The 25,148-nt window shown below is 45.0% G+C and carries 28 protein-coding genes and 1 other annotated feature; of the genes, 24 read left to right on the forward strand and 4 right to left on the reverse strand.

The window, feature by feature from the left end:
• The first annotated feature begins 2 nt into the window (after positions 1-2).
• From QFZ78_RS36760 to QFZ78_RS36770, 3 genes are all read left to right on the forward strand, one after another.
• Positions 3-971, forward strand: coding sequence for a glycosyltransferase (locus QFZ78_RS36760; protein ID WP_307554873.1), 969 nt, complete (start codon positions 3-5; stop codon positions 969-971).
• Positions 972-1,082: 111 nt separating this feature from the next.
• Positions 1,083-1,841, forward strand: a complete 759-nt coding sequence (locus QFZ78_RS36765) for a C1 family peptidase (protein WP_307554874.1) — start codon at positions 1,083-1,085, stop codon at positions 1,839-1,841.
• A gap of 26 nt (positions 1,842-1,867) precedes the next feature.
• Positions 1,868-2,008, forward strand: coding sequence for an N-acetylmuramoyl-L-alanine amidase (locus QFZ78_RS36770; protein WP_307554876.1), 141 nt, complete (start codon positions 1,868-1,870; stop codon positions 2,006-2,008).
• Positions 2,009-2,173: 165 nt separating this feature from the next.
• Here QFZ78_RS36770 and QFZ78_RS36775 read toward each other — a convergent pair whose 3' ends face one another.
• The 3 genes from QFZ78_RS36775 to QFZ78_RS36785 all read right to left on the reverse strand — a co-directional run bounded on the left by QFZ78_RS36775 (position 2,174) and on the right by QFZ78_RS36785 (position 4,436).
• Positions 2,174-2,380, reverse strand: coding sequence for a DUF1657 domain-containing protein (locus QFZ78_RS36775; RefSeq protein ID WP_307554878.1), 207 nt, complete (start codon positions 2,378-2,380; stop codon positions 2,174-2,176).
• A gap of 157 nt (positions 2,381-2,537) precedes the next feature.
• Entirely contained in the window at positions 2,538-3,551 is a 1,014-nt protein-coding gene (locus tag QFZ78_RS36780) for a LacI family DNA-binding transcriptional regulator (protein WP_307554880.1), read from the reverse strand.
• A gap of 51 nt (positions 3,552-3,602) precedes the next feature.
• Positions 3,603-4,436: a phytanoyl-CoA dioxygenase family protein gene (locus tag QFZ78_RS36785; protein WP_307554882.1), complete on the reverse strand. Its 834-nt coding sequence runs from the start codon at positions 4,434-4,436 to the stop codon at positions 3,603-3,605.
• Between the two features lie 253 nt (positions 4,437-4,689).
• Between QFZ78_RS36785 and QFZ78_RS36790 the strand changes: the two genes are divergently transcribed.
• The 19 genes from QFZ78_RS36790 (at position 4,690) to leuS (ending at position 22,606) form a co-directional block, all read left to right on the forward strand.
• On the forward strand, positions 4,690-5,538 hold the full coding sequence (locus tag QFZ78_RS36790) for a DUF421 domain-containing protein (RefSeq protein WP_307556094.1): 849 nt from the start codon (positions 4,690-4,692) through the stop codon (positions 5,536-5,538).
• A 27-nt stretch (positions 5,539-5,565) separates the two neighbouring features.
• Positions 5,566-6,039 carry a stage V sporulation protein AC gene (spoVAC, locus tag QFZ78_RS36795; protein ID WP_307554884.1) on the forward strand — a complete coding sequence of 158 codons (474 nt, stop codon included), beginning with the start codon at positions 5,566-5,568 and terminating at the stop codon, positions 6,037-6,039.
• 4 nt (positions 6,040-6,043) lie between these two features.
• Positions 6,044-7,063 (forward strand): stage V sporulation protein AD, encoded by a 1,020-nt coding sequence (gene spoVAD / locus QFZ78_RS36800; protein ID WP_307554886.1) that lies wholly within the window; start codon positions 6,044-6,046, stop codon positions 7,061-7,063.
• Entirely contained in the window at positions 7,060-7,410 is a 351-nt protein-coding gene (gene spoVAE, locus QFZ78_RS36805; protein WP_307554888.1) for a stage V sporulation protein AE, read from the forward strand. The genes spoVAD and spoVAE overlap by 4 nt, the downstream gene beginning before the upstream one ends.
• A gap of 269 nt (positions 7,411-7,679) precedes the next feature.
• A complete protein-coding gene (locus QFZ78_RS36810) occupies positions 7,680-7,790 on the forward strand; it encodes a YjcZ family sporulation protein (protein ID WP_307554890.1) in 111 nt (36 codons plus the stop codon).
• Between the two features lie 379 nt (positions 7,791-8,169).
• Positions 8,170-9,129 carry an AAA family ATPase gene (locus tag QFZ78_RS36815; RefSeq protein WP_307554892.1) on the forward strand — a complete coding sequence of 320 codons (960 nt, stop codon included), beginning with the start codon at positions 8,170-8,172 and terminating at the stop codon, positions 9,127-9,129.
• A gap of 4 nt (positions 9,130-9,133) precedes the next feature.
• Complete coding sequence (locus QFZ78_RS36820; RefSeq protein ID WP_307554894.1) at positions 9,134-10,420, forward strand: DUF58 domain-containing protein; 1,287 nt, start codon at positions 9,134-9,136, stop codon at positions 10,418-10,420.
• The gene (locus QFZ78_RS36825; protein ID WP_307554896.1) at positions 10,413-12,647 is read left to right on the forward strand and encodes a transglutaminase TgpA family protein; all 2,235 of its coding nucleotides are present in this window, start codon (positions 10,413-10,415) and stop codon (positions 12,645-12,647) included. The genes QFZ78_RS36820 and QFZ78_RS36825 overlap by 8 nt, the downstream gene beginning before the upstream one ends.
• A 60-nt stretch (positions 12,648-12,707) precedes the next feature.
• Positions 12,708-13,484: an alpha/beta hydrolase gene (locus QFZ78_RS36830; protein WP_307554898.1), complete on the forward strand. Its 777-nt coding sequence runs from the start codon at positions 12,708-12,710 to the stop codon at positions 13,482-13,484.
• Positions 13,485-13,686: 202 nt separating this feature from the next.
• Positions 13,687-14,181, forward strand: coding sequence for a YqeG family HAD IIIA-type phosphatase (locus QFZ78_RS36835; RefSeq protein ID WP_307554900.1), 495 nt, complete (start codon positions 13,687-13,689; stop codon positions 14,179-14,181).
• Between the two features lie 8 nt (positions 14,182-14,189).
• Positions 14,190-15,305: a ribosome biogenesis GTPase YqeH gene (gene yqeH / locus QFZ78_RS36840; RefSeq protein WP_307554902.1), complete on the forward strand. Its 1,116-nt coding sequence runs from the start codon at positions 14,190-14,192 to the stop codon at positions 15,303-15,305.
• 18 nt (positions 15,306-15,323) lie between these two features.
• Positions 15,324-16,184 carry a shikimate dehydrogenase gene (gene aroE, locus QFZ78_RS36845; protein WP_307554905.1) on the forward strand — a complete coding sequence of 287 codons (861 nt, stop codon included), beginning with the start codon at positions 15,324-15,326 and terminating at the stop codon, positions 16,182-16,184.
• Between the two features lie 20 nt (positions 16,185-16,204).
• On the forward strand, positions 16,205-16,498 hold the full coding sequence (gene yhbY / locus QFZ78_RS36850; protein WP_029193567.1) for a ribosome assembly RNA-binding protein YhbY: 294 nt from the start codon (positions 16,205-16,207) through the stop codon (positions 16,496-16,498).
• Between the two features lie 12 nt (positions 16,499-16,510).
• Positions 16,511-17,098, forward strand: coding sequence for a nicotinate-nucleotide adenylyltransferase (locus QFZ78_RS36855; RefSeq protein ID WP_307554907.1), 588 nt, complete (start codon positions 16,511-16,513; stop codon positions 17,096-17,098).
• Entirely contained in the window at positions 17,088-17,654 is a 567-nt protein-coding gene (gene yqeK, locus QFZ78_RS36860) for a bis(5'-nucleosyl)-tetraphosphatase (symmetrical) YqeK (protein ID WP_307554909.1), read from the forward strand. The genes QFZ78_RS36855 and yqeK overlap by 11 nt, the downstream gene beginning before the upstream one ends.
• Before the next feature lie 17 nt (positions 17,655-17,671).
• A complete protein-coding gene (rsfS, locus tag QFZ78_RS36865) occupies positions 17,672-18,019 on the forward strand; it encodes a ribosome silencing factor (protein WP_060645306.1) in 348 nt (115 codons plus the stop codon).
• Positions 18,016-18,909 (forward strand): CvfB family protein, encoded by an 894-nt coding sequence (locus QFZ78_RS36870; RefSeq protein ID WP_307554911.1) that lies wholly within the window; start codon positions 18,016-18,018, stop codon positions 18,907-18,909. Before rsfS ends, QFZ78_RS36870 begins: the two co-directional genes overlap by 4 nt.
• Before the next feature lies 1 nt (position 18,910).
• Positions 18,911-19,669 carry a class I SAM-dependent DNA methyltransferase gene (locus QFZ78_RS36875; RefSeq protein ID WP_307554914.1) on the forward strand — a complete coding sequence of 253 codons (759 nt, stop codon included), beginning with the start codon at positions 18,911-18,913 and terminating at the stop codon, positions 19,667-19,669.
• A gap of 68 nt (positions 19,670-19,737) precedes the next feature.
• Positions 19,738-20,049 (forward strand) — a binding site (T-box leader).
• Between the two features lie 88 nt (positions 20,050-20,137).
• A complete protein-coding gene (gene leuS, locus QFZ78_RS36880) occupies positions 20,138-22,606 on the forward strand; it encodes a leucine--tRNA ligase (protein WP_307554916.1) in 2,469 nt (822 codons plus the stop codon).
• A 26-nt stretch (positions 22,607-22,632) separates the two neighbouring features.
• Here leuS and comER read toward each other — a convergent pair whose 3' ends face one another.
• Positions 22,633-23,460: a late competence protein ComER gene (gene comER, locus QFZ78_RS36885; protein WP_307554919.1), complete on the reverse strand. Its 828-nt coding sequence runs from the start codon at positions 23,458-23,460 to the stop codon at positions 22,633-22,635.
• Positions 23,461-23,675: 215 nt separating this feature from the next.
• Between comER and QFZ78_RS36890 the strand changes: the two genes are divergently transcribed.
• Positions 23,676-24,299, forward strand: a complete 624-nt coding sequence (locus QFZ78_RS36890) for a ComEA family DNA-binding protein (RefSeq protein WP_307554921.1) — start codon at positions 23,676-23,678, stop codon at positions 24,297-24,299.
• A 109-nt stretch (positions 24,300-24,408) separates the two neighbouring features.
• A complete protein-coding gene (locus QFZ78_RS36895) occupies positions 24,409-24,921 on the forward strand; it encodes a deoxycytidylate deaminase (RefSeq protein WP_307554924.1) in 513 nt (170 codons plus the stop codon).
• Positions 24,922-25,148: the final 227 nt, after the last annotated feature.

A 25,148-nucleotide genomic window follows, 5' to 3' on the forward strand; every position in this document is an offset into this window, starting at 1 on the left:
GGATGAAACGTCTTCACATTGTGCAGGTGATTTCTAACTTTCCAGATGCACAGAAACTGCCACCAACGAACCAGGGAGGAACGGAGAAAGTTGTGCATGAATTGACAGAAAACCTTGTGCAAAGAGGACATCAAGTGACCGTATTTGCAACACAAGGAAGTCGAACTAGTGCTAACCTTATTCCATTTCCAAAGGGTCTTCGTGACCAAGGAATAGCAAGGTATGTTTTGAGTAAAATGCCGCGGGATGTTGACGTTATTCATGATCATACGTTCAGTTCTGCACTTGGGCGGAGCAAGCATACTTTTCCTACGGTGTGTACCTTGCATCTCCCTGTAAAACAACATGTGAAACATCCTGTATATGTTTCCAAACGTGCTAGGCAGGTGATGGGCAAAAATCGTGGGTATTATGTTTATAATGGACTTAACCCAAGCGAATATGAGTTCAGTGACAAAAAGCGTAGTTTTATGGTATTTATGGGACGAATTCTGAGAGAGAAGGGTGTCCTACTCGCCATTGAGATTGCTGAGAAAACGAATAAAAAACTAATCATTGCTGGGCCAATAAAAGATAAAGCATTGTTTCGTAATGAAATTGCTCCCCGTATCCGAAGGAATCCCAATATCCATTATGTAGGACCCGTTGGAGGCAAAAAGAAACAGAAGCTACTTAAATATGCAAGCTGTTTGCTGTTTCCAACCCTGTGGGAAGAGCCCTTCGGACTTGTCATGATTGAGGCCATGGCCTGCGGTACACCCGTAATCGCCTTGAAACATGGTGCGGTACCTGAGGTTATGGCGGGATTTCCTCAATTAATCTGCCGTTCCGTTTCTGAGATGGTTGCAAAGGTAAAAGAAGGGAATTATCCGCATCCAGCTGAGCTTCGCCGCTATGTTATTCGTAGATTTACAACGTCCCAAATGACAACAAAGTACTTGGAAATATATCAAAAAGCAATGAAAAAGTAATCTGCAACAAACTGCGCGCATTCCATAGGGATGCGTGCTTTTTGCACGCTGCAGCCTATGGGTGAATATACTGGAATACAATTCTGCTAACACACCGTTGGAGGCTATGGGATGCGTAAATACACGGTTAAACGGGACCAGAGAGATTTTCGGGATTATTTTTACCGAAGCGTCAATTACATCCGGGAATCACAATTGCCCCGCAAAGTAGATTTGCGCAAGGAGCTGTCTCCTATCGTGAATCAGGGGAATCTAGGCTCTTGCACATCAAATGCCATTGTAAGCGGGCTGCGTGAGTATTGGCTTCGTCAAGAACGCGATTCAACGTTAAGGCTATCTCGTCTTTTTCATTATTGGCATGAGCGTAAATTAGAGGGTACGATCAATTGGGACTCGGGAGCTACAGTTCGCGATGGCATGAAGGTTCTGCATAAAATAGGGGTATGCCCGGAAGCCGATTGGCCTTATCGCATAGCCAAATTTAAAGAAAAACCTGATTCTGAGGCCGAAGCTGCAGCAGGAGCCTACCGTATAGAGGGGTATTATCGGATTCATGATTTGGCAGGGATCAAAGCTGCGTTAGCTGATGGGAAGCCTGTCGTCTTCGGAATCTGGCTGTATCAATCTTTCGTAAGTCCAATGGCGGCAAAAACAGGGAGGATCCCTTACCCGAATCGAAAAAAAGAGCAGATGTTAGGCGGGCATGCCTTATTGGCCGTCGGATACAAGGATGGTAAGCAGAAGGGACAGGGAATAGTCATCGTGCGGAATTCATGGGGGAAAGGATGGGGAGACCAAGGCTATTGTTACTTGCCCTATTCCTTTTTCAAAAACAACGTGATGACATTCGATTATTGGACCGGTAAATAAACCGACTTCAGGGAGGTACTGAATCTATGTTAAGTGTGGAAGATGCCAATAAAATCATTGCGTTCTTGTCTGCGGCTTATATGGCAACCGAGGATGCTGACGCTAGAGAAGAATTTCATCGATTGGCCAATGAGCTAAGGAAATCATCTGGGCAACCATTGGAATAAATAGGAATCTCATCCGAAACGAGGGGCGGCTTGAATGCCAAAAGATAAGCTGATACTGCTTATATTAATTCTATTCGTTTTACTTACTCTGATACTCGTCAGTATGTTCTAATGCAAAACCAGCCGTTCGCGAGTGTTCGCAGCCGGCTGGTTTTGGCTTGTTAACTAGAAGCCTTTGTACTGAGGTTCTTCATTTTCTAATTGCTGCACACGGGAGGCAACTTGATTTACGATGTCTTGTGTAGATAAGGCGGCCGCTTCATACAACTGTTTGGCTTCTTGATTTTGCGTGCCAAGAGCAAATGTTTCTAAGCTCGCTTGCGCACTTTTAAGTGAAGCCAGTGTTGTTTTTACTTGAGAAGCTACTGTCATGTTGTGCACCTCTTCTTTAAGATTTTTATAGGATAGCAAGCAAATTGATCGTATTTCAATTGATTGCGATCTTTAATATGCCCTAACTTTTTACCCAGATATACAACAATTAAATCCAATACAGAATTGCTCATAACGGCTATCTGAATCGTACATCTTAATTGCTATATGATGTGGCATTCAAGGAGTTCTCTACGGTTGAAGCTCTGACTGAAAGCTTGCCTTCCAGTTGTGGTGTCTTCTTATTCTCTCCGTTAATGAGTGATAGCAGAAGTTCTGTCGCCGCTAAACCAACCTCCATCCGAGGATAACAAATAGCTGTCAAAGCTGGCGAGACTTGCGAAGACATTAGAATATCTTCGCACCCGGCCACTGCCAATTGTTGTGGGACAAGAATGCCGGATTCGCGGCAAGCTGCGAGGCAACCAGCCGCCATCAAATCATTTGCTGCTACGATAGCAGTAAAATCAAAACCTTGCGTAAGTGTTGTGGTTAACACTTCGAAAGCTCTCTCAAAGCGGCCGGCGCCTTCGAGAATATATGGCTCCGGCAGTTTCAATCCTTCGTGATGCATAGCTTCGCGGAAAGCCAAGAGCCGATGAGCAATCGGATCCTGCGGATCGCCAGCGGTCATAAATGCAATCTGCTCATGTCCCTGTTCACGAAGATGAACAATTAACCGCCGCATTTCAGCTATCCAATCCACATCAACGACAGGGATGCTCGGCATGGCAACACCTGGATGCATCAGAGACACGATGGGTAGCTCCATCAAGCTGTAAAATGCCTGACTTTCCTCACTGAGCGTTTGGCCGAGCAGAAGAATGCCGTCCACACGCCCCATCAGTGTATTTTTTAATTCTTCTTCACGAGCAGGTTCAAAGGAATGAAAAAACACCGAATAATTGCTGAGTTTAGCTTTTTTCTCAATATATAATAGCAATCCACCCTCGAATGGATTTCCCACGAAATGAACGAGGACAGCAATTTGCCCTGTTTTCCTGGTTTTGAGGCTGCGTGCTGTCTGATTGGGACGATAACCTAGCTCATTGATTACAGCAAGCACTTTTTGTCTGGTTTCTTCTTTGACGATGCTTCGATTATTAAGCACATATGAAACGACAGCTACCGAAACACCAGCCCGGTCTGCGACTTCTTTCCTGGTAATCATAAGGAACTCCCTTTTCTTGTTTCCTCAAGGGTATCATAAATTTGGACAAATCTAAATGTACTCACTTTTGGTTGCAGCACCGCCTAACCATAGCTCTTTAAGCGGGACCATTGACTCCTCCGGTACGTAGAATTTGAAATAGTTTTCACTAATTGCACCAAGCAGTTGACGACGTATTGGATCTGCCGCTTCGAGTAGAGCTGGCGAAGCAGCATGGTAATCGATAGGCCTCATCCAAATCGGGCTATAACCGATAAATAATTGGCGACGTGTGAAATCAGAGCGATTCGGGGAACCGGCATGCCAAAGATTTTGTGCAAATAGGAATACGTCCCCAGGCTTACCGCAAATTTGCATTTCTCCTGGTAAAGGCACATTCACGTCGGTTTGAACGGGGTGGTAATCCGGCCACTTATGACTGCCCGGAATGATTTTCGTATTCCCGCGGTCTATCTCAGACATATCACTCAAAATGTAACAAACTTTAATGTAGTAGGTGGATGTTAATCCGTTAATACTTGGGAATTTGGGAGCTGGTCCATCCTGATGCCAGTTAATGAAGCTGTTGGTCTCCGTCTTGAGATCATCGGGATTTGGTTTGCGCACGGTCAGATGTGAGATATGAAGTTGAATGTTATAACCCATCAAATTAACGATAAGTGGAAGAAGAGTCCGATTGTCCATTAAGGACAAAATAGAGGAGTCTCTTTCTATGCTATTGTAAATGTTGTAGGATAACGACTCTTGCTCATCAGAAAGGATGCCGTCAACGGCTCTATTCAATTCTGCTATCCTTTCTTCCGATAGTACATTGCGAAGCAGTAGGTAACCATCATTTTCAAATTGTCGTGAGAGCTCAGGGATATCCAGGGTCACTGTCGTCATTCTCATCGTCCTCCTTGTATTTTACTCGTGTAAAATAAATTGAAGATAAAATGGAATAAAGAGCATTTTACTCTTTATTCATTTGTTATAAAATGTATTTTACTCGTGTAAATTTAAACTTGCAAGCATATTTTTTCACTTGCTACGTTAACATTTAAATCCAACTCAAATTGATCATACTTGCTGCCTAAATAGCGCATAATGATGTTGTTTCGAGCTTTAGGAGAAGGAGGGAAAGCTTGTGGCGGATTGGATGAATATCGTTGTCAGATCGTTTTTTGCCTTATTCTTTTTGTTTGTACTAACTCGAATTCTTGGCAAAAAACAAATTTCCCAACTTACTTTTTTTGAATATGTTCTTGGAATTACGATTGGTGACTTGGCTGGGACAATTTCCACTGATGTGGATTACAATTTCTGGCACGGGGTCATCGCTATACTCGTTTGGGTTCTCATTCCGTTGACATTGGAGATTCTGACGCTCAAAAGCAAGACGTTACGGCTTTGGTTTGAGGGTAGAGGAACTGTTGTTGTTCAAGATGGCAAAATTCTTGAGAACAATTTAAAAAAAGAACGTTACACTGGCGATGAGCTGCTGGAGCAGCTGCGCACCAAAAGTGTTTTTCGCGTGGCAGATGTTGAGTTTGCTATGCTTGAGGCTAATGGTGATTTAAGTGTTCTGCTCAAAAGTGAACTCCAACCTCTGACACCAAAGCATTTGGGCATAAAACTGAACATTGAGAAACCGACTCAATCCGTTATCATGGATGGTGTCATTCAAGATGAACCTTTGGCAGTAACGGGTAGAGGAAGAGGATGGCTACATACGGAACTGGATAAGCTAGGAGTAACGAAGGAGAATGTGTTCCTCGCACAAGTAGACACGCATGGCGAATTAACGGTTGATCTTTATGATGATAAATTAAAAGTGCCTCAACCAGTTGAAAGGCCTGTATTATTAGCCAATTTGAAGAAATGTGAGGCAGACCTTGAACTTTTTTCATTGACGACTAGCCATCCGCAAGCGAAGAAGATGTACGAGGCATGTTCGGTACAGTTAACGAAGGTCATTCAAGATCTGTATACGATTCTAAGAGCCTAGGGCGTTTGAGGAAGCAGGAGGGAAAACATGGCCAACAACAAGAAGAAAAACTTAACAATGACACAGCAGGAGTATCAGAAACTAGCCAAGAAACAAGAGCCCAAAAGACCCGTTCTAATAAATTGCATGCGAGCCTTTCTCGTTGGAGGGGCAATCTGTTTAATTGGTGAATGCTTCATGCAAATGTTCATCAATTGGTTTGGTTTTACCGAAAAAACGGCTGGGAATCCAACGGTTGCGGTGTTAATTATCATATCCGTCATACTGACGAGCTTCGGTGTGTACGATAAAATGGCCCAATGGGCTGGGGCGGGAAGCTCCGTTCCTGTAACAGGTTTTGCAAATTCATTATGCTCAGCTGCTATTGAGCACCGAGCGGAAGGACTAGTGCTTGGGGTAGGCGGTAATATGTTCAAGTTAGCTGGCTCGGTTATTGTATTCGGAACCGTCGCTGCCTTTTTTGTAGGTATTGTACATCTTATCATTACGGGTGGAGGTTGACCTTATGCTAAAGGGACATCAGAGCTGGGTCTTTGAGAATCGACCCGTGATACTATCTACGGGGACGGTTGTAGGACCTGATGAAGGTCAAGGGCCAATTAGTGGAGATTTTGATATCGTTCACGGAGATTTGACTGTTGGTCAGAAAACGTGGGAAAAAGCCGAAAAGGCGCTGCTAGAGGAAGCGGCGCAGCGAGCACTTGCAAAGGCCGGGCTTACGGACGGCCAGATACAGTTCTATGTTGGAGGGGATCTGATGAATCAGATCATCTCTAATACCTTTGCTGTGCGCACGCTAAATATACCGTATCTCGGCATATTCGGCGCTTGCTCCACATCGATGGAAGGGCTCGCGCTAGCCGCCCAGCTGGTGGACTCGGGGGCCGCCAACTACGTGATGGCTGGCACCTGCAGCCATAACTGCACAGCGGAGAAGCAGTTCCGCTATCCGACGGAATACGGATCGCAGAAGCCGCCGACAGCTCAATACACAGTCACCGGCGCAGGGGTCGCCGTGCTTGGTAAGACCGGTGACGGCCCCGTCGTCACCTCGGCCACAATCGGACGAATCGTTGATATGGGCATCACGGATCCGTTTAATATGGGCGCTGCGATGGCGCCGGCAGCGGTAGATACCATTCAAACTCACTTCCGAGAATTGAATATTGAGCCTAGTTATTACGATCTAATCGTCACCGGTGATTTGGCAACAGTGGGTGTGAACATTGCGCGCGAACTATTCGATAAGCACAAGTTTCCAATTGATCAAACGACTTATGACGACTGCGGGTTGATCATTTATGATCGCGAGAAGCAGACCGTCCAAGCGGGAGGGAGCGGTTGTGGCTGCTCGGCAACCGTTACTTATGGTCATCTCCTAAAGCGCATTAAGAGTGGCGAATTGAAGCGAATCCTAGTCGTAGCGACCGGAGCTCTACTCTCGCCGCTTTCTTTCCAACAAGGGGAAAGCATCCCTTGCATTGCACATGCTGTTTCAATTGAGTCTGGAGGGTTGTACGCATGAACTTTTTTTGGGCTTTTCTGATTGGTGGAGCCATCTGTGTATTTGGCCAACTTTTGATGGATGTAGGTAAGTTGACGCCCGCTCATACCATGAGTACGCTTGTCGTGCTGGGTGCTATAGCAGACGGCTGTAATTTGTATGATCCGTTCATTGAATTTGCTGGTGCGGGTGCAACTGTCCCGATTACCAGCTTCGGCAACGCACTTGTGCATGGTGCGTTAGAGGAGCTCCATAAGAATGGCTATATAGGGATCATAACCGGTATATTTAAAGTGACCAGCGCTGGGATATCCGCGGCGATCATCTTCTCCTTCATAGCTGCTGTATTTGTCAGACCCAAAGGATAAGATGATTGCTTGAACATGGGCTGTCCCAGGACGGGTGACTTTTCCAGTCACGTTGTCAAACTTCAATAAAAGAGGGCTGCCCTTAAGTAGACTTTTTTTCTACTTTTGGGACAGCCCCTTTTTCGTTAAATCACGCTAACATCATTCAAAAAACAGTGATCATTGATCCTAATCTCAAAACAGGCCTTTACTATCTGATATTTGTCCATACATTTCAAATGCCATTGAAATACAATAGACCATCTGATAACAGAAAGGAGCGAGATAGAATGGGTTATGCTGCAGGAGGTTGTTATAGCGGTGGTGTGGGTACAAGTACGGCTGTAGTCTTGGTTCTCTTTATTCTTTTGGTTATTATTACTATGGCTTTTGCAATCTGATTCGCCGCAATAGGTAATATATTAAATTTGGATCCACAGCACGATGCTGTGGATCTCTTTTTTTTGCTTATCCTCGTTTACCGCTGTGGATGGTTAAATTTAACAAATAAATTTAGAGGATTTACAAGTATACGGACGAAAAACTTTACTGTAAACTAGATTTACGCTCATTTTCCTATCATTTTTGAGGAATATGGACTTATGGAAGTATTTTCACCCTAAATGGCAGCATAAACGCAATATGCCAAGAAAAATGCAGCTAATGCTTACGTCGTAAATTTTCTGAAACTCGAATGCTTACGACGTAAGTTTTCTTACGAAAACTCAGTAACGCTATCGAAGCAAGTTTTGCTGAGCAAAACTCTAAGGAGGATCACACATGGAAACTGCCACCCATCATCATGTAGAAGCTCTAGCTAGGTTGAAAACGAATTTGGAATCATGCATTCTTGGCAAGAGCTCTGAGATTGAATTGTTGCTAACTGCGATGCTGGCCGGTGGGCATGTTTTGCTTGAAGATGTGCCGGGTACTGGCAAGACAGTGCTGATTAAAGCACTTGCTCGATCCATAGATGGTCAATTTCGCCGTATTCAATGTAATCCGGATTTATTACCTTCCGATATAACAGGTGTTTCTATATATCATCCCAAAGAAGAGAAATTCCTGTTCCGTTCAGGACCGATTATGGCGAATATTTTACTAGTCGATGAGATTAACCGGGCAACAACCAAAACACAGTCTGCTTTGTTGGAAGCAATGGAAGAACAACACATCACCGTCGATGGTGATATACATGAGCTTCCTTCACCATTTATGATGCTGGCGACCCAGAACCCGATTGACTTCGAAGGCACATATATTTTGCCTGAAGCGCAGCTTGACCGATTCATGATGAAGCTTAGCCTAGGTTATCCGAGTGAAGCCGCCGAGAAGCAAATGATTACATCCCAGAGCAAAGTGCATCCGATGGAGGCACTGCAGGCGATCATGAATACGTCTCAAGTACTAGCCATCCAGGAACAGGTCCGTCATGTCCACTTGGATGAAGCAGTAGCTGATTATTTAGTGACCATTACTAGAAAAACGCGGGAACATCAGGCTGTATTCCTCGGAGCCAGTCCAAGAGCAACGCTTTCATTAGTTTTGGCTTCCAAATCTTTTGCATTCCTCCATGGAAGAGACTATGTGATTCCTGATGATATTAAATACCTTGCTCCTTATGTTCTTGGTCATCGAATGATTCTTCATTCCGAAGCCCGTATGGACGGAGCGACGGTTTCCTCAGTTCTCGGCGCGATTTTCGAGCAAGTACGCGTGCCGGTTCGATTGGAGAAGTGAGCCTATGAATCGACCGGTATTCAAACGATTCGGGGAATTTCCCCGGTTTCCGGCAGCTCTATGGCTTCTTATTTCTTGTTTCACAGCTAGTTTATTGTTCCTGTTGTTTCAAGGTGGGAAGCTGGCCTCTATGCTTTTTATTATTATCACGTTATTGTCTGCTTATTTACTCTCTGGCAACTGGAGTGGAATTAAACGTGCGCAAGGTACCCGCAAGCTTACGAATGTAGGTCAAGAAACTCAAATAGAAGCTGGGCAATCATTGCAGATTGGTATTGGCGTGCAGATTCCGGGGTACTGGCCTATTCCTTATATGATGATTAAAGATCAGCTTATTCGACAGAATGGGGAAGAGACCATTTTCGAAGGCTCCATTGTTCCGGATTGGAAACGTAGAGGCGAATTACTTTACAGTACCCCACCATTAAGAAGAGGGTATTATCGATTTGGTGATACGGAGTGCTTAACCGAAGATATTTTTGGCTTCTTTCAGCATAAGGGACGATTAGAGCTTCAGCAGCCGATTACTGTGTATCCACAAACGGTTGCTATTCGGGAATGGGCGCAATTTCACCAAATGCTTAAGGGCATGCAGCATCACTCCACAACGACACGAGCACATCGTGAAACGACGCAAATTAATGGTGTCCGTGAATATATTTATGGAGACCGCTTATCACGTATACATTGGAATGCCACTGCGAAGACAGGTACATGGAAATCCAAAGAATTCGAGCGAGAATCCCTTCCCAAGACGATTATTCTATTGGATCGGAATGCCAGGGCCTACCGGGACGCTGCCGAATTTGAACTGGCGGTATCTGTAGCAGCGTCCTTATTTCGATATGGAGCGAGTCGTGATTTAGCACTGGGATTACTTTCGATTGGGAAGGAATCCACGTATTTTGAACCGAAGCAAAGTCAGAAACATCACAAGCAAATCATCCAGCATTTGGTCGGGGTAGAAGCAGATGGTTATCACTCACTTCACCAAATCATCAAAGAACGCTCGCGGGAATGGCCAGCAGGCTGCTTCTTTGTACTTATTTCACCGCAAAAGGGCTCAGCGATGATACAAGTGATTCATCACCTGGAACATCTTCAGATGAATCCATGCCATATCTGGGTTCATGCGAAGTCCAACCATGTATTCAAACCGCAAGGGACGGACATTGAAGGTCATCAGGAGGATTGGATTAAGGCGATTCGCTCACAAGGTTATATGGGTTATGAGGTTAGTCAGTTGACGGACTTGCCTAACCTGTTGGGAGGGGCGAAACGTTATGCCTAACGTACTTTGGAAAAGGATTTTGCTGACGGATTGGTCAAAGCGAGTTACAGCAATTCTTACGGGGATTTTCCTTTATCAATTTGTTATTTGGATCATGAAAGAAGATGGACTTTGGCTGCCTGAAACAGTCGCCTTTGTGACGGGAACCCTCTTAATTGTAGCGGTTACTTACCTCATACCGCACTTACATCGCGGCTGGCGTTCCTTGATTCAATTTGGTTTGATTATATGGCTGCACGGAATTGGTATGAGCTATCATTTTGTTGCGGTTAATGTGACGGCATGGAAGGATGCAGTGAAGTGGATTGCTCTGAATGCGGGGCAGTTGGAGCCGTACATTTGGTTTAGTTTAACTGCATGGATTACTTATTTGTTTGCGATGTGGTCAGTCCAATCAAGACTGCGTGTATTTGTCCTTATTTTTGTCAGTATCTTATTTTTTGCTATTCGAGATTCCTTCAGTATAATCTTTTTGTGGCCGCAAGTAGCTATGGTCATATTTTGCGGATTCTCACTGTTGATGGTTCAGCATTTTAGTCAACTGAAGAGGCGGGCTCCGGTCATTTGGGAAACGATTACGGATTACCCGTCAACCCTCATTGTTCCCGTTCTATTGATTGTCGGTGTCACTTTTCTAGTTGGTCTACTAGCACCAACTGTGAATCCGATATTAACGGATCCTTATACAGCCTGGAAAGTAAGCCGTGGTGAAGCTGTCCCTCTACTTGGAAAAGGAGTCAGCATCACGTCATCTACGAACGCCGATGCTTCTTCCGGTTATAGTCGGGATGACAGCCGGCTTGGCGGTGGTTTTCGTTATGATTACACGCCGGTTATGACCGTTGAAACGAGCAAGAGAACTTACTTCCGAGGCGAAACGAGATCGTTATATAATGGAAAAGGCTGGGAGTTTAGCCCCGTGGAGCGGAAATTGCCAGTCAATCGTGTGAATGGTAATCCGCTGCCGCTAGATCCGCGTTTTGACCTGTCACTTTTGAAAACCAAAGAAGTGACTCAAACGGTTGTTATGGATAGAGAGGAAGTATTTCCCGTTTTGTTCGGGGGATTCGCTATCCAGAAGATTGTGGAAGTGAATAAAGGTGAGAACCCGTTTCAACGCCTGATTTGGTCTCCGCGTCAGTCTGAACTGCGCTACGCAGGAAGAAATAATTATCCTAAAGATTATACAATCGTTACCCAGGAACCTATTCTGGAAGAAGCGTTATTGCGAGAAGTCAAATCAGACTATGCCAATCAACTGGAATGGGCGGAGTATCTACAAGTGCCTGCCGACCTTCCTGGACGTGTGAAGCAGCTGGCTGTTGAAATTACCAAGGCAGCGACGAATCCTTATGACAAAGCAAAGTCAATAGAGAAGTATTTATCGGATAATTATCCGTATACAAATACCCCAGATGAAAGCAAAGGCAAGAGCAAGGATTTCGTAGACCGCTTCTTATTTGAAGTGAAGCAAGGGTATTGTGATTATTACTCAACGTCTATGGCTGTATTAACCCGTTCTATTGGGCTTCCAACTCGTTGGGTGAAAGGCTATTCATCGGGCACCTCACCGATCCCTGAGGAATTTAGGGATTTAGGTATTTTGAGTCAACTGGGTACTGAAATCGATGTGGATGGAGCAGGTACCTATACAGTTAGAAATTCAGACGCCCATTCGTGGGTTGAAGTGTACTTTGAAGGCTTTGGCTGGATACCCTTTGAACCGACCTCAGGCTTCAGTCTACCGAATGTGTTCCCAGAGCAAACACCGCCACCCGTTGATCTATCAACGGAAAGTGACCCTGTTACTTTGCCAGAAGAAACTAAAGAGGCTCCGAGCCTTACATGGTTGTGGTTGACATTAAGCGGTGTAGCTGCTATCGCAGTTGTTGCAGTTGGTTTATTCTTTATCTCGAAAAGCGACTACTGGAGAGTATGGCTAACACGCAGGAAGAAAAGGCAAGCCGTTAATTTTAATCAGAAAATTATCGTTGAATTCGAAAAACTGCTGCGGCTAAGCCGTCGTAAGGGTTACACGAGACATGAGTACGAAACCATGCGAGAAGCGACGACAAGGTGGTCGAACCAAAGTAAGTGGATGAAAAAAGAGTTAGAAACGGTGCTCGAATTGTTTGAGCGCGCGAAGTACAGTCAGGAGAATTCCACTGAAGTCGACTACCAAACCGTTAGTCAATCTATTATTCGATTAAAAGAACAAATGAAATAGGGCAATGAAGCCACTCACCTTTCGAGGGGGTGGTTTTCCTATGAGAGGAGATTATGATATATGGCTTTTATCGACTGTCATTTTTATTCGGATTCCCTTGGTGTTTCAGCTTCAATGCACGTCATTTTGCCGCAAGCTGCTCAAAATCAAATCGGGTTGGCATCTGCGGTTTATGGGATAAAGCATCCTACGCTATATCTGCTGCATGGCTTATCCGATGATCATACGATTTGGATGCGAAGAACCTCGATAGAACGGTATGCTTCGAAGTTGGGGATAGCGGTAGTCATGCCTGCCGTCAATCGCAGCTTTTACACCGATATGGCGTCGGGGCCGAAATACTGGACGTTTATTAGTGAAGAATTGCCTGCTATAGCACGATCATTTTTCCCGCTAGCTGAGGAAAGAGAATTGAATTATGTGGCAGGCCTGTCCATGGGTGGCTATGGCGCGATGAAACTCGCACTTTCACATCCAGATCGGTTTGCAGCAGCGGCAAGCTTATCTGGGGCATTAGATGTATCACAAAGAGCATTGAATTTTCCTGACGACTTCCAACTTATTTATGGAGATGTGAACAAGATTAAAGGCAGCGGGAATGATTTGTTTTATTTGGCAGAGCAGCTCTCAGGATCGACTAAACAATCCCCTATGTTCTATCAATGCTGCGGTACGGAAGACTTCCTTTATGAAGATAATATTCGATTCCGAGATTATTGCCGCGAATTGGGGTTGGATCTGACCTATGAAGAAGAGCCAGGCGAACATGAGTGGAGCTATTGGGATCGTAAAATTCAAAACGTATTGAACTGGTTGCCGCTTCCGACCCGTTCCTAGTGGGAAAATATGTTCTTTTCTTTTTGCAACAAGTGGATCACTATGGTATAGTTTCACGTATATAATATAGGGATCTTTGAATGTAATTCAAAGTCTCTCTGCTTAGGGATCTTTGAACGAATTCAAAGTCCCTCCGCTTAGGGATCTTTGAACATAGTTCAAAGTCTCCCCGCCTGCGAGGAAGCAGTTGGAGGTAATTTGTTTGCTGAAAAAGCTAGTGCCCAGACAATCTGTACATACGATCTATGATATTGATGCCAATCACCTATGGGGATTTGGTGTTCGCGGTATCATAACAGATCTCGATAATACACTCGTAGGCGCACGAGATCCGCTTGCGACTCCGGAGTTAATTGAGTGGTTGAATCGTTTGCAAAAAATGGGCTTCAAGGTCGTCATCGTGTCCAATAATAATCATGGACGGGTTTCAGCCTTTGCGGAGCCGCTAGGTATTCCATTCATTCACCGGGCTAAGAAACCAACGAACGTTTCATTCCACAGAGCCATGAAGCTGCTTGGTACGAATGCGAGACAAACAGCTGTCATTGGTGATCAAATGTTAACAGACGTTCTTGGAGGCAATCGGATGGGGCTATACACGATCCTTGTTCAACCCATTTCAATTAAGGATGAGGGTTTTTTTACGAAAATCAATCGTCGTATTGAGAAATGGGCTTTAGCAAGGATGAAGAAATAGGAGGATTCATGAGTACAGAAACGATTAATCATTGCGCGGGGTGCGGCGTATTGCTGCAAACGGAAGAAAAAGGTAAGCTGGGCTTTATCCCGGCTGAAGCGATGCAGAAGGAACCGATTATTTGTCAACGCTGCTATCGCATTAAGCATTATAATGAATCTTCGAGCATCACACTGCAGCAGGACGACTTCCTTAAATTACTAGGACATGTCGGCCAAACGAAAGCTCTGGTTGTGAAAATCGTAGATATTTTTGACTTTGAAGGCAGTATGATTAGCGGACTTGCACGCTTTGTGGGTACGAATCCTGTTCTGTTAGTTGTGAACAAGATTGATTTGCTGCCAAAAGTGACGAACGCAAACAAGATCATTAACTGGGTACAGCGCAGAGCCAAAGAGGAGAACCTCAAGGTTGTTGATATTATCCTTTGCAGCGCGAAGAAAAACATTGGTTTCGATCGTGTTATTACAGCTGTGCAGGAATATCGCGGCAACATGGATGTTTATGTGGTCGGTGCAACGAATGTCGGTAAATCGACGCTCATTAACCGCTTAATCAGTGATTATAGTGATCTGGAGTCGGAGCTTACGACGTCACAGTACCCGGGTACGACGCTGGATTTGGTCAAAATCCCACTGGATGATGGTCGGTTTATCGTTGATACACCAGGTATCGTGCACACTCATCGTTTAACTGAAGTTGTGAAAAAGCGTGATTTAACTAGAATCATGCCTGACAAACCGCTTAAGCCGATGGTGTTTCAATTAAATGAAGCGCAAACGTTATTTTTTGGCGCCTTAGCTCGATTTGATTTTATTAGCGGTGAACATCAATCGTTCACTTGCTACACGTCAAATGCCATTCAAATTCATCGAACAAAGCTAGAAAAAGCCGATGATTTGTATGAAGAACATAAAGGTGTCATGCTTGCGCCACCTAACCTAGCGGACTTGGACGAGCTGCCTAAGCTTGTGAAGCATCCGCTGCACATTCCGAAGGGGAAACAGATGGATGTGTTGATCTCTGGTTTAGGCTGGATTAAAGTGAACAGCTTAGCTGGAGCACAGCTTGCCGTTCATGCGCCGAAGGGGATTAAGGTTATCACGCGTGAGTCGTTGATTTAGGGGGGACAAGAGGAGAACATGGAGAAGAACCGGACGATTGACAGTCATACCATTCTATATGGGGTTTTCGGAGATCCGATACGGCATTCCCGTTCCCCGATAATGCTGAATCGGGCTTTTCAGGAAGCGGGTATTAATGCCGTTTACGCTGCTTTCCATGTTCGGCCGGATGAACTTGGCGATGCTGTTCGCGGGATACGGGCATTAGGATACAGAGGTATCAATGTAACGATTCCGCATAAAGTGGAAGTTATGCAGTATTTGGATGAAATCGATGAAGGGGCTAGGATCGTTGGGGCGGTGAATACCATCGTTAATGAATCTGGCAAGCTCATCGGTTACAATACGGACGGTATCGGCTATGTGCGATCGCTTAAGGAAGAGACGGGTATTGAACTGAGAGGGAAAAGTGTACTTCTCCTTGGGGCTGGTGGAGCGGCGAGAGGCGTTGCCTATGCGCTTGCCAAAGAAGGAGCAGGCCGTATCTATATCGCGAATCGTACCAAAGAACGGGCCTTGGAGCTTGCCGACACGATTAGTAGCTACACCGAAGCGATTGGACTTGGTATGGACGAGCTAGGATATGTTGTAAATGAGGTCGAATTCGTTTTAAATACAACTTCGGCCGGCATGCATCCTCATGTTGATGAACTTCCGCTACCGCTTGAACTCCTGCGTTCGCACCATCTGGTCAGCGATCTCATTTATAATCCGCGAATTACAAGATTTCTTCGTGAAGCGGAAGCAAGAGGAGCCCGCATACATGGCGGACTCGGTATGTTTATTTATCAAGGTGCTTTTGCCTTTGAATATTGGACTTGTACCCCTGCGCCCGTTGCGGCGATGAGACAGGTGGTAGAACAGTCGTTAGCTGAATAAGAATGAATAGAGGGACATCCATGTTAACAGGCAAACAGAAACGTTATTTGCGCTCAATGGCGCACCACTTAGATCCAATCTTCCAAGTAGGTAAAGGCGGCGTGAACGATCATTTAATCCGTCACATTCAAGAAGCTTTGGAAGTTCGTGAATTGATTAAAATCACTGTACTTAACAACAGTGGAGAAGACCGCGACGAGGTCGGTACTGAATTATCCGAAAAGTCTGGCGCAGAGCTCGTGCAGGTTATCGGTAAAATCGTCGTGCTTTACAAAGAATCGCGTGACAAGAAGAAGATTGAACTGCCGCGCTAAAGAGGTGGAAGTATGCTTGTCGGAATAATGGGTGGCACCTTCGATCCTATCCACACCGGTCATCTGATCGCGGCGGAGAGAGCGAGGGTGGAAGCAGATCTCGCCGAAGTGTGGTTGATGCCGGCAAATGTGCCGCCGCATAAGCCAAATGCGCCAAAAGCGACGACAAAGCAGCGCTGGGAGATGGTTTGCCTTGCTGCGGAAGGCAATCCTTTTTTTCGTCCAATGGATATCGAAATCAGCAAAGGCGGCGTATCTTATAGTATCGATACGATTGAGCTGCTCAGCAAGGAATACCCAGGTACGGAATTTGCTTATATTATAGGTGCCGATATGGTTCAATATTTGCCGCAGTGGCATCGCATTGATGACATCGTGCGGCATATTCGCTTTATTGGATTAGCTAGACCTGGCTATGATCTTGACATGTCGCATATGCCTATGAACATTCGTAATCGAGTTACGATTGTACCCACGCCGCTTATTGAAATTTCGTCAACAGCTATTCGTAAGGAAAGGCAAAGGAACGGTTCAGTCCGTTACCTTGTCCCAGACTCGGTGAATAGTTACATGGAGGTGAACCGATTGTATGAATCGTAAGGAACTGATAGCCGCGGTAAAGGAACAAATGCCTGAGCGACGCTGGCTGCATACACTCGGTGTCATGGAAACTAGCGTTATATTAGCGAAACGCTTTGGTGGAGATCCGGTCAAAGCGGACCTTGCGGCCATTTTGCACGATTATTGCAAGTATTGGCCCGTTCAGGAGCAAGCTAAGATTATCCGCGAGAACGGATTGCCCCAAGACTTGCTGGACTATGATAAGGAGCTGTGGCACTCCCATGCTGGAGCTTTTATCGCTAAGGAGCAATTTGGCATCCATGATGAGGAGATACTAGATGCAATTCGGTATCACACCTCCGGACGTGTTCAGATGACACTAATGGACAAAATCGTATGCTTAGCAGATTATATGGAGCCTGGACGTGACTTTCCGGGTGTGGATATCATCCGCGAAATCGCTGAGCGAAGCTTAGAGAAGGCGCTGGTAGCCGGTTTTGATTCCACGATTAGCTTTTTAATTGCCAAAGGCAAACGGATTTATCCGCTTACTATTTTGACACGGAACGATTTGATTACACAAATAAACACATAACCCTGGAGGTTGATTGAATGAGTAAAAACCCAGAAGAAGTTTTGGCTTTTGTTGTTGAGGCTGCTGAAGATAAAAAAGCGGCAGATGTTGTAACACTAAACTTGAAAGGCGTATCCTTAATTGCCGACTATTTCGTTATTTGTCACGGGAATTCAGAAACGCAAGTGCAAGCGATTGCCGGCGAAGCTAGAAAGAAAGCACATGAGCATGGCGTTAATATCAGAGGCTATGAAGGTATTGATACAGCAAGATGGGTTCTGCTTGATCTAGGGGATGTTGTTCTTCATGTCTTCCACCGCGATGATCGTGAATATTATAATATCGAAAGACTTTGGTCTGATGCCAAAGTTGTGGAGCGCGTATGAGAATGGAAGCAGGATCCCTTGTTACCCTAGAGGTAGCGAGGGAGGTTCCTCCTAACGGTTATTTCCTTACTGACGGCCAGCAGGATGTTCTTCTGCCTTATGCAGAAATCGTAGGTAAAATACAACCCGGAGAGCATGTTGAAGCCTTCATGTTCCACGATACGCAGGATCGATTGATGGCTACAATGAAGCGTCCGCTTCTTCTCATGGGCGAAGTAGGGCTTCTGGAAGTTGTAGATATTCACCCTAGATTTGGATATTTTCTGGAAATGGGACTGGGTCGCCACTTATTACTTCCTTACCGACATGTACCGGAGCTCGAGGAGCTGCGTCCACAAGTAGGAGATAAGGTATTTGCCACTTTAGCTCACGATCGGCAAGGACGTTTAATCGCTAAGCTGGCTCTGGAAGAGGACCTGGCTCCTCTTTGCGTCCGTGCACCTTCTAGCTGGAATAATCAGTGGGTTAAAGCTCGTGTCTATAGACCGCTACAAATTGGCACCTTTGTCATTTGCGAAGCCGGCGTCCTCGGCTATGGTGTTATTGGACTTATTGCTGCTCCAGAACGGACACGCTTGCTGCGTGTAGGTGAGTTAGTTGAAGTACGGGTCGCATTCGTTCGTGAAGAGGATGGTCGGGTCAATCTATCGATGCGACTCCGTAAAGAAAAAGGGATGGATGAAGATTCGGAGCGCATTTTGAGTGTCCTTCAAGAACGACCTGGAAATGCGATGCCATTTTCGGATAAAACGACTGCAGAGATCATTAAGGATCGGTTTGGCCTTAGTAAAGCGGCATTCAAACGCGCATTAGGCAAGCTTATGAAGGACGGGCTCATCTATCAGGAAGATGATTGGACCTATCTGAAGCAAGAGGAGACGCAAGGTTAACATGAGTTACGAAAAATTCGCGTATACCTATGATCGCTTGATGAATAGCATGCCATATGAAGATTGGCTTCGTTTCGTGAAAGAAAGCTTCGAACGATTTGGTATGAAACCATCTACGATTGTTGATCTGGGCTGTGGTACTGGGAATTTGACGATTCCTTTAGCTTTGGAAGGGTACGAGTTGACGGGTATTGATTTATCTGAAGACATGCTGGCAGTCGCTGAGCAAAAAACAGGGGAGCACATTCAACTGCGCGGTGGCGCCATTCATTGGGTACAACAGGATCTGCGTGAATGGGACCTCGGTGAACAAGTGGATGTGGCGCTTTCGATCTGTGATAGTCTCAACTATTTGTTAGAGGACGAAGATATCGTTGATGCTTTTCGCCAAACCTTTAAGGGGCTCAAGCCTGGCGGTCTTTTCCTTTTTGATGTGCATACTCCTGAGCAATTGTTCGCTTATGCGGAATCTCAGCCCTTTTTCCTGAATGAAGAAGATGTTGCTTACATTTGGACAAGTGAGTTAGATGAAGAAAAAGTGCAAATTGAACACGAGTTGACCATATTTGTCAAAAATAGCGATGGCACGAATTCATTTCGACGCATCGATGAAACTCATCAACAGCGAGCTTATTCTTTGCAATGGCTAAAGCAAACGCTGCTTGCTGTCGGTTTCACAGAGGTACATATGGCCGCCGATTTTACTTGGGAGCAACCTACCTCTATGACGGAACGTGCTTTCTTTATTGCAAAGAAATAACGGGAATGAAGTCCATCACAGCTTGACAGTGCGGTATTATTTTACATATAATCAAAGCTAATTAGATTATTAAAGCTTAGAAGAGGAATAGTAGCTTGTACAGCATCTTTCAGAGAGCCGGATGTAGGGTGGAAGCCGGTAGATGTCAGTCTTGTGAACTCGCCTTGGAGCTAGAAGGTGAATCACCATGTTAAGCGGAGAGACTTTGAGCTACGCTCAAAGATCCCTATAGCGGAGAACTTTGAGCTACACTCAAAGATCCCTATAAATGGTGCTAGCTGGATCGTCTCACCCGCGTTAAGGGGCAGAGTGAACACAGGCAAAGAATGTCTTGTGTTAACTAGGGTGGTACCACGGGAATCTAACCTCTCGTCCCTAGCGATATCCGCTAGCGATGAGGGGTTTTTTGGCGCTTACAGCGCTTTTGAACCATGAAGAGGATGGCTGTACACAGGGAGGATTTTACACATGACACAAGAAATTAAAGAAACCAAAGAAACAAAAGAGCAGCAAGGCTATAATCCACAGGCAATTGAGCCGAAATGGCAGGCTTATTGGGATGCGAAGAAAACGTTTAAGGTGCTTGAGAATTCGGATAAGCCGAAGTTTTATGCGCTGGATATGTTCCCTTACCCATCCGGAGCTGGTCTGCATGTAGGACATCCGGAAGGCTACACAGCAACTGATATCGTTTCACGTTTCAAACGGATGAGAGGCTTTAACGTACTTCATCCAATGGGATGGGATGCTTTCGGACTTCCTGCTGAACAGTACGCACTGGATACGGGAAATGATCCGCGAGAATTCACCAAGAAGAACATTGATACATTCCGTCGTCAAATTAAATCACTAGGCTTCTCGTACGATTGGGATCGTGAAATTAGTACAACAGATCCTGAGTATTACAAATGGACACAATGGATTTTCATCCAGTTGTACAATAAAGGACTCGCTTATGTGGATGAAGTGCCCGTAAACTGGTGTCCAGCGCTGGGAACTGTTCTTGCTAATGAAGAAGTGATTGACGGCCTGAGCGAGCGCGGTAACCATCCCGTTATTCGTAAGCCGATGCGTCAATGGATTCTGAAAATTACCGAGTACGCAGAACGTTTACTTGAAGATCTTGAGGAGCTGGATTGGTCCGAAAGTATCAAAGATATGCAGCGCAACTGGATTGGTAAATCCACAGGCGCAGAAGTCCAATTTGCGATTGATGGATACAATGAGAAGAGTTTGACGGTTTTTACGACACGTCCAGATACATTGTTTGGCGCTACGTACTGTGTTCTTGCACCTGAGCATGAGCTTGTTACGCAAATTACAACGGGAGATCAAGCAGCTGCCATTAAGGAATACCAAGAAAAAGCTTCGCGCAAAAGTGATCTCGAGCGTACGGATTTGGCAAAAGACAAAACAGGTGTTTTCACAGGGGCGTATGCTGTCAATCCGGTTAATGGCGTGAAAGTGCCAATTTGGATTGCTGACTACGTGCTTGGCGGTTACGGTACGGGAGCAATCATGGCTGTTCCAGGACACGATCAACGTGACTGGGAGTTTGCTAAACAGTTTGATTTGCCGATTATCGAAGTCGTGCAAGGTGGAGATGTTGAGAAGGAAGCTTATACTGGTGACGGGGCGATTGTCAATTCCGGCCCGATTAATGGCTTGAACATCGAACAGGGGATCAGCCATATGATCGCTTGGTTAGAGCAAAACGGCAAAGGCCGCGGTAAAGTAACCTACCGTTTGAGAGATTGGCTATTCAGCCGTCAAAGATATTGGGGAGAGCCGATTCCAATTCTTCATCTTGAAGATGGCACAATGAAGCCTGTTCCCGTGGATCAACTGCCACTCTTGCTTCCACAAGTCGATGAAATTAAACCATCAGGTACAGGAGAATCACCACTTGCGAACGTATCGGAATGGGTAAATACGATTGATCCGGAAACCGGTATGAAAGCTCGCCGTGAAACGAATACCATGCCGCAATGGGCTGGCAGCTGCTGGTACTATCTACGTTTTATCGATCCGCGTAATGATAAAGAGTTTTGTTCGCAAGAGCTTCAGCAGCAATGGCTGCCAGTAGATCTTTATATCGGCGGAGCAGAACATGCAGTTCTTCATTTGCTGTATGCGCGTTTCTGGCATAAGGTACTTTATGATCTTGGTTTTGTTCATACCAAAGAGCCTTTCCATAAGCTTGTAAACCAAGGGATGATTCTTGGTGAGAACATGGAGAAAATGAGTAAATCTCGCGGTAACGTTGTAAATCCAGATGATATTGTCAGCGATCAAGGGGCCGACACACTGCGTATTTACGAAATGTTCATGGGACCACTTGAAGCGACCAAACCTTGGAACACAACGGGTGTGGATGGTATCTATCGTTATTTGAATCGTGTATGGAGACTGTTTGTTGACGAGAATGGTCAAATAAATGCTAAAATCAGCGCCGACGAAACATTGGGCAGCGATGCGTTCAAACGTACTTGGCACCGGACGATCAAAAAAATAACCGAGGATTTCGAAGCCCTTAGGTTTAATACAGCGATCAGTCAAATGATGATTTTCGTTAACGAAGCCTATAAAACAGAGCGTTTACCGCTTGAAGCGATGAAAAATTTCATTCAGATGTTATCCCCAATTGCACCGCATTTGGCCGAGGAACTTTGGGAGAAGCTTGGCGGCACAGAGTCAATTACCTATCTGCCATGGCCAACCTACGATGAAGCGTGGACAGTCGACAATGAAATTGAGATTGTTGTACAGGTCAATGGTAAAATTGTTGATCGTGTGCTGATTTCCAAGGATACAGATGAAGCAGCGATGGAGAAAATCGCATTTGACCTCGATAAAGTCAAAGAAGCGACCGCCGGAAAGGCCGTTCGCAAATTGATTGTTGTAAAAGGCAAATTAGTAAATATTGTTGTAGGATAGCAAGGGAAGTTGGCAATTTGGGAAGGTTACTGCTTCAGAGTAAACAGCAGCTCAGCCTTCTCAATGTCTTCTTCATATTTGGCATGTGTAGCACAAATGACTCGTGAGAATATCCCCGCAAGCTCGTTGTCCAAAATACGTAAGCCTTCCGCTGTTATTCCACCGGGAACAGATACACGTTTTTGCAGACTAGCAGGGTTGAATCCTCCGGTCGTAAGCAGCTTTCCTGTGCCTAGCGTCATTTCACTAGCAAGTAAGGTCGCTTCCTCAATAGAAATACCAGTTGCCTCAACAGCCGCATCAATAAAAGATTGCAGGAATTTGGCTAAAAAAGCGGGACCGCAGCTGGATATGTCGGAAGAGATCCGCGTATAATTTTCGGAAACACGAATAGGTGAGGAAATATGCGCAAATAGGTTCTCAAGCCATTCTTTATCCTCAGGCTGCATTCGATTCCCATGAATACATAGTGTAGCACCACTTAACACGTAGTTGGTGATACTTGGGATAATTTTACTGATTTTCGCCGACAGAAGACCTTCCAAATGTTTGAGCAGGACAGGGCTTGTAATGGACACGATGAGTTGAGAGGGAAGCACGTCCTCTTTAATTTCATCAATAACTTTCTTGAATTCAGACGGCTTCACACAGAGAAAGATGAGATCGCTCCCCAGTACGACTTCTCTATTCGACCCGGCAACATGAAGTCCAGGATATGTCTCCGCTAGAAGCTCAACTTTACGAATTGTTCGATTTCCCGCTATAATTTGCTCCGGATTGAAAGCTCCAGAATGAATGAATGCTTCAATCAGAATACTTCCCATACTCCCAGTACCGATGAATCCTGCTTTCATCCAGTAATCCCTCCCGAAAAAATCAGTCACTTTCTTTCATAGTTTATTGAACGGGGTCAGTTTTAATTGCCATTCGGATGCTTTTTCATGTATATGTTCATATGCCAGCAATTATGTTCGGAAAGACTTAAGATGCAAGTTTTGCTAAATCAAAAATCTAAAGTTTATGGTTACGAAGTTAGTTTTGCTAAAGCAAAACTCTTAGGAGGGAATTCGTGGATTTTTTTGGTTACAAAAAAGGAAGGATACTAATCATGATGGCAGCGATCTGTTTATTTGCTTTCGTCGTTTTGCCTTTCCTTCGTGGAGGCAGATCTATGATACAAACAGATTTTATACCTTTGAACACTCAAATGCAGGCTATGATTTCACAAACTGAAGAGGACCAGGTACCTAAATCGAATCTTACAAGCAAATTAGATTCGAAATCGACCTTAGGAATAGAACCGAAAGCAACGATAGACACGGAACAGAAGGCAACGATAGAAACAGAACCGAAAGGAGCGTTAGAAGCAGAACCAAAGGCATCAATAAACACAGAAACTAAAGCAACGATACCTGCACTTACAGCAATACCTACGCCTTCTGTTGTATCTAATGAAAAGCCGGAAGCTAGTTTGCCAGCAGCAGGGTCTACCGGGCGATTGGATCTTAACACCGCTACGTTTGAACAGTTAGATGAGATACCGGGTATTGGAGCGAGCAAGGCAAAGGCTATATTGGACTATCGGTTGAAAAAGGGGCGATTTAACCGGATTGAAGAGCTGATAGAAGTGAAGGGCATCGGGGAGAAAATGCTCGAGAAATTGAAAGCATTTCTTTATGTAACTTCAACATAGTCCTTTCCTTCCTTTTATTTTGCAAGGAAATATGAGAGAATACTAGAAATGAAAAAAAGGATCCAATGACTACACATGGGTCTTCGGAAGGAGGAGTCAGCAATCCGTTATGAGCATCCGTAAAGATTGGGATACTTATTTCCTCGATATAGCTTACATGGCATCAACTCGATCAAGATGCAACCGTCGGCATGTGGGGGCAGTGTTGGTTCAGGGCAAGAAGCTGCTTGGAACAGCTTACAATGGTGCACCTATGGGTGTTCCCGATTGTACAGAGGCAGGCTGCATGCTTGTAGAAGAAATTGAGCTTAAAGTGGTGGATGGTACCGAGGAAGTTATTCGTAAACAGCGATGTATTAGAACGATTCATGCAGAGCAAAATTTGCTGCTATTTACGGATCGGGAAGATCGCGAAGGATCGACTGTCTATGTTACAGATCAGCCTTGCTGGACATGTGCGAATATGCTGGCCAATAGCGGTGTAATGGAAATCGTTTTCCATCGCGGGTATCCCAAGGATCATGAAAAAGTAAGCCATTTGATGGAAGACAGAGGCATCGTTTTCCGTAGATTGGAAGGATATGAACCTCCACCTGGCACTGTATCTGAAGTTGTGAATTAAATGGTCTACTGAAACAAGGGGAAGAACCTCTTTCTAGAAGCAGCCGTTAGGGCTGCTCTGGGGAGAGGTTTTTTTGTTTGTTCATTCAGCTGGGAAAAGTGTGGATATCAAGGCACTGTAACTATGCGGTACCTACATTTTCATTGGAGTAAATACAGAGAAAGCGCTGTAAAAAATCCAATGATGTTGATATTGATGAAGGTGAAAGTGAAAGGTGAAAGTTGAAA

The sequence above is a fragment of the Paenibacillus sp. V4I5 genome, assembly GCF_030817255.1.
Classification (GTDB): domain Bacteria; phylum Bacillota; class Bacilli; order Paenibacillales; family NBRC-103111; genus Paenibacillus_E.

Bases quoted from the DNA above. Each gene is read 5' to 3' on its own strand.
- QFZ78_RS36760 (WP_307554873.1), top strand. From the start codon at position 3: ATGAAACGTCTTCACATTGTGCAGGTGATTTCTAACTTTCCAGATGCA.
- QFZ78_RS36765 (WP_307554874.1), top strand. From the start codon at position 1,083: ATGCGTAAATACACGGTTAAACGGGACCAGAGAGATTTTCGGGATTAT.
- QFZ78_RS36770 (WP_307554876.1), top strand. From the start codon at position 1,868: ATGTTAAGTGTGGAAGATGCCAATAAAATCATTGCGTTCTTGTCTGCG.
- QFZ78_RS36775 (WP_307554878.1), bottom strand. From the start codon at position 2,380: ATGACAGTAGCTTCTCAAGTAAAAACAACACTGGCTTCACTTAAAAGT.
- QFZ78_RS36780 (WP_307554880.1), bottom strand. From the start codon at position 3,551: ATGATTACCAGGAAAGAAGTCGCAGACCGGGCTGGTGTTTCGGTAGCT.
- QFZ78_RS36785 (WP_307554882.1), bottom strand. From the start codon at position 4,436: ATGACGACAGTGACCCTGGATATCCCTGAGCTCTCACGACAATTTGAA.
- QFZ78_RS36790 (WP_307556094.1), top strand. From the start codon at position 4,690: ATGAATATCGTTGTCAGATCGTTTTTTGCCTTATTCTTTTTGTTTGTA.
- spoVAC (WP_307554884.1), top strand. From the start codon at position 5,566: ATGGCCAACAACAAGAAGAAAAACTTAACAATGACACAGCAGGAGTAT.
- spoVAD (WP_307554886.1), top strand. From the start codon at position 6,044: ATGCTAAAGGGACATCAGAGCTGGGTCTTTGAGAATCGACCCGTGATA.
- spoVAE (WP_307554888.1), top strand. From the start codon at position 7,060: ATGAACTTTTTTTGGGCTTTTCTGATTGGTGGAGCCATCTGTGTATTT.
- QFZ78_RS36810 (WP_307554890.1), top strand. From the start codon at position 7,680: ATGGGTTATGCTGCAGGAGGTTGTTATAGCGGTGGTGTGGGTACAAGT.
- QFZ78_RS36815 (WP_307554892.1), top strand. From the start codon at position 8,170: ATGGAAACTGCCACCCATCATCATGTAGAAGCTCTAGCTAGGTTGAAA.
- QFZ78_RS36820 (WP_307554894.1), top strand. From the start codon at position 9,134: ATGAATCGACCGGTATTCAAACGATTCGGGGAATTTCCCCGGTTTCCG.
- QFZ78_RS36825 (WP_307554896.1), top strand. From the start codon at position 10,413: ATGCCTAACGTACTTTGGAAAAGGATTTTGCTGACGGATTGGTCAAAG.
- QFZ78_RS36830 (WP_307554898.1), top strand. From the start codon at position 12,708: ATGGCTTTTATCGACTGTCATTTTTATTCGGATTCCCTTGGTGTTTCA.
- yqeH (WP_307554902.1), top strand. From the start codon at position 14,190: ATGAGTACAGAAACGATTAATCATTGCGCGGGGTGCGGCGTATTGCTG.
- aroE (WP_307554905.1), top strand. From the start codon at position 15,324: ATGGAGAAGAACCGGACGATTGACAGTCATACCATTCTATATGGGGTT.
- yhbY (WP_029193567.1), top strand. From the start codon at position 16,205: ATGTTAACAGGCAAACAGAAACGTTATTTGCGCTCAATGGCGCACCAC.
- QFZ78_RS36855 (WP_307554907.1), top strand. From the start codon at position 16,511: ATGCTTGTCGGAATAATGGGTGGCACCTTCGATCCTATCCACACCGGT.
- yqeK (WP_307554909.1), top strand. From the start codon at position 17,088: ATGAATCGTAAGGAACTGATAGCCGCGGTAAAGGAACAAATGCCTGAG.
- rsfS (WP_060645306.1), top strand. From the start codon at position 17,672: ATGAGTAAAAACCCAGAAGAAGTTTTGGCTTTTGTTGTTGAGGCTGCT.
- QFZ78_RS36870 (WP_307554911.1), top strand. From the start codon at position 18,016: ATGAGAATGGAAGCAGGATCCCTTGTTACCCTAGAGGTAGCGAGGGAG.
- QFZ78_RS36875 (WP_307554914.1), top strand. From the start codon at position 18,911: ATGAGTTACGAAAAATTCGCGTATACCTATGATCGCTTGATGAATAGC.
- leuS (WP_307554916.1), top strand. From the start codon at position 20,138: ATGACACAAGAAATTAAAGAAACCAAAGAAACAAAAGAGCAGCAAGGC.
- comER (WP_307554919.1), bottom strand. From the start codon at position 23,460: ATGAAAGCAGGATTCATCGGTACTGGGAGTATGGGAAGTATTCTGATT.
- QFZ78_RS36895 (WP_307554924.1), top strand. From the start codon at position 24,409: ATGAGCATCCGTAAAGATTGGGATACTTATTTCCTCGATATAGCTTAC.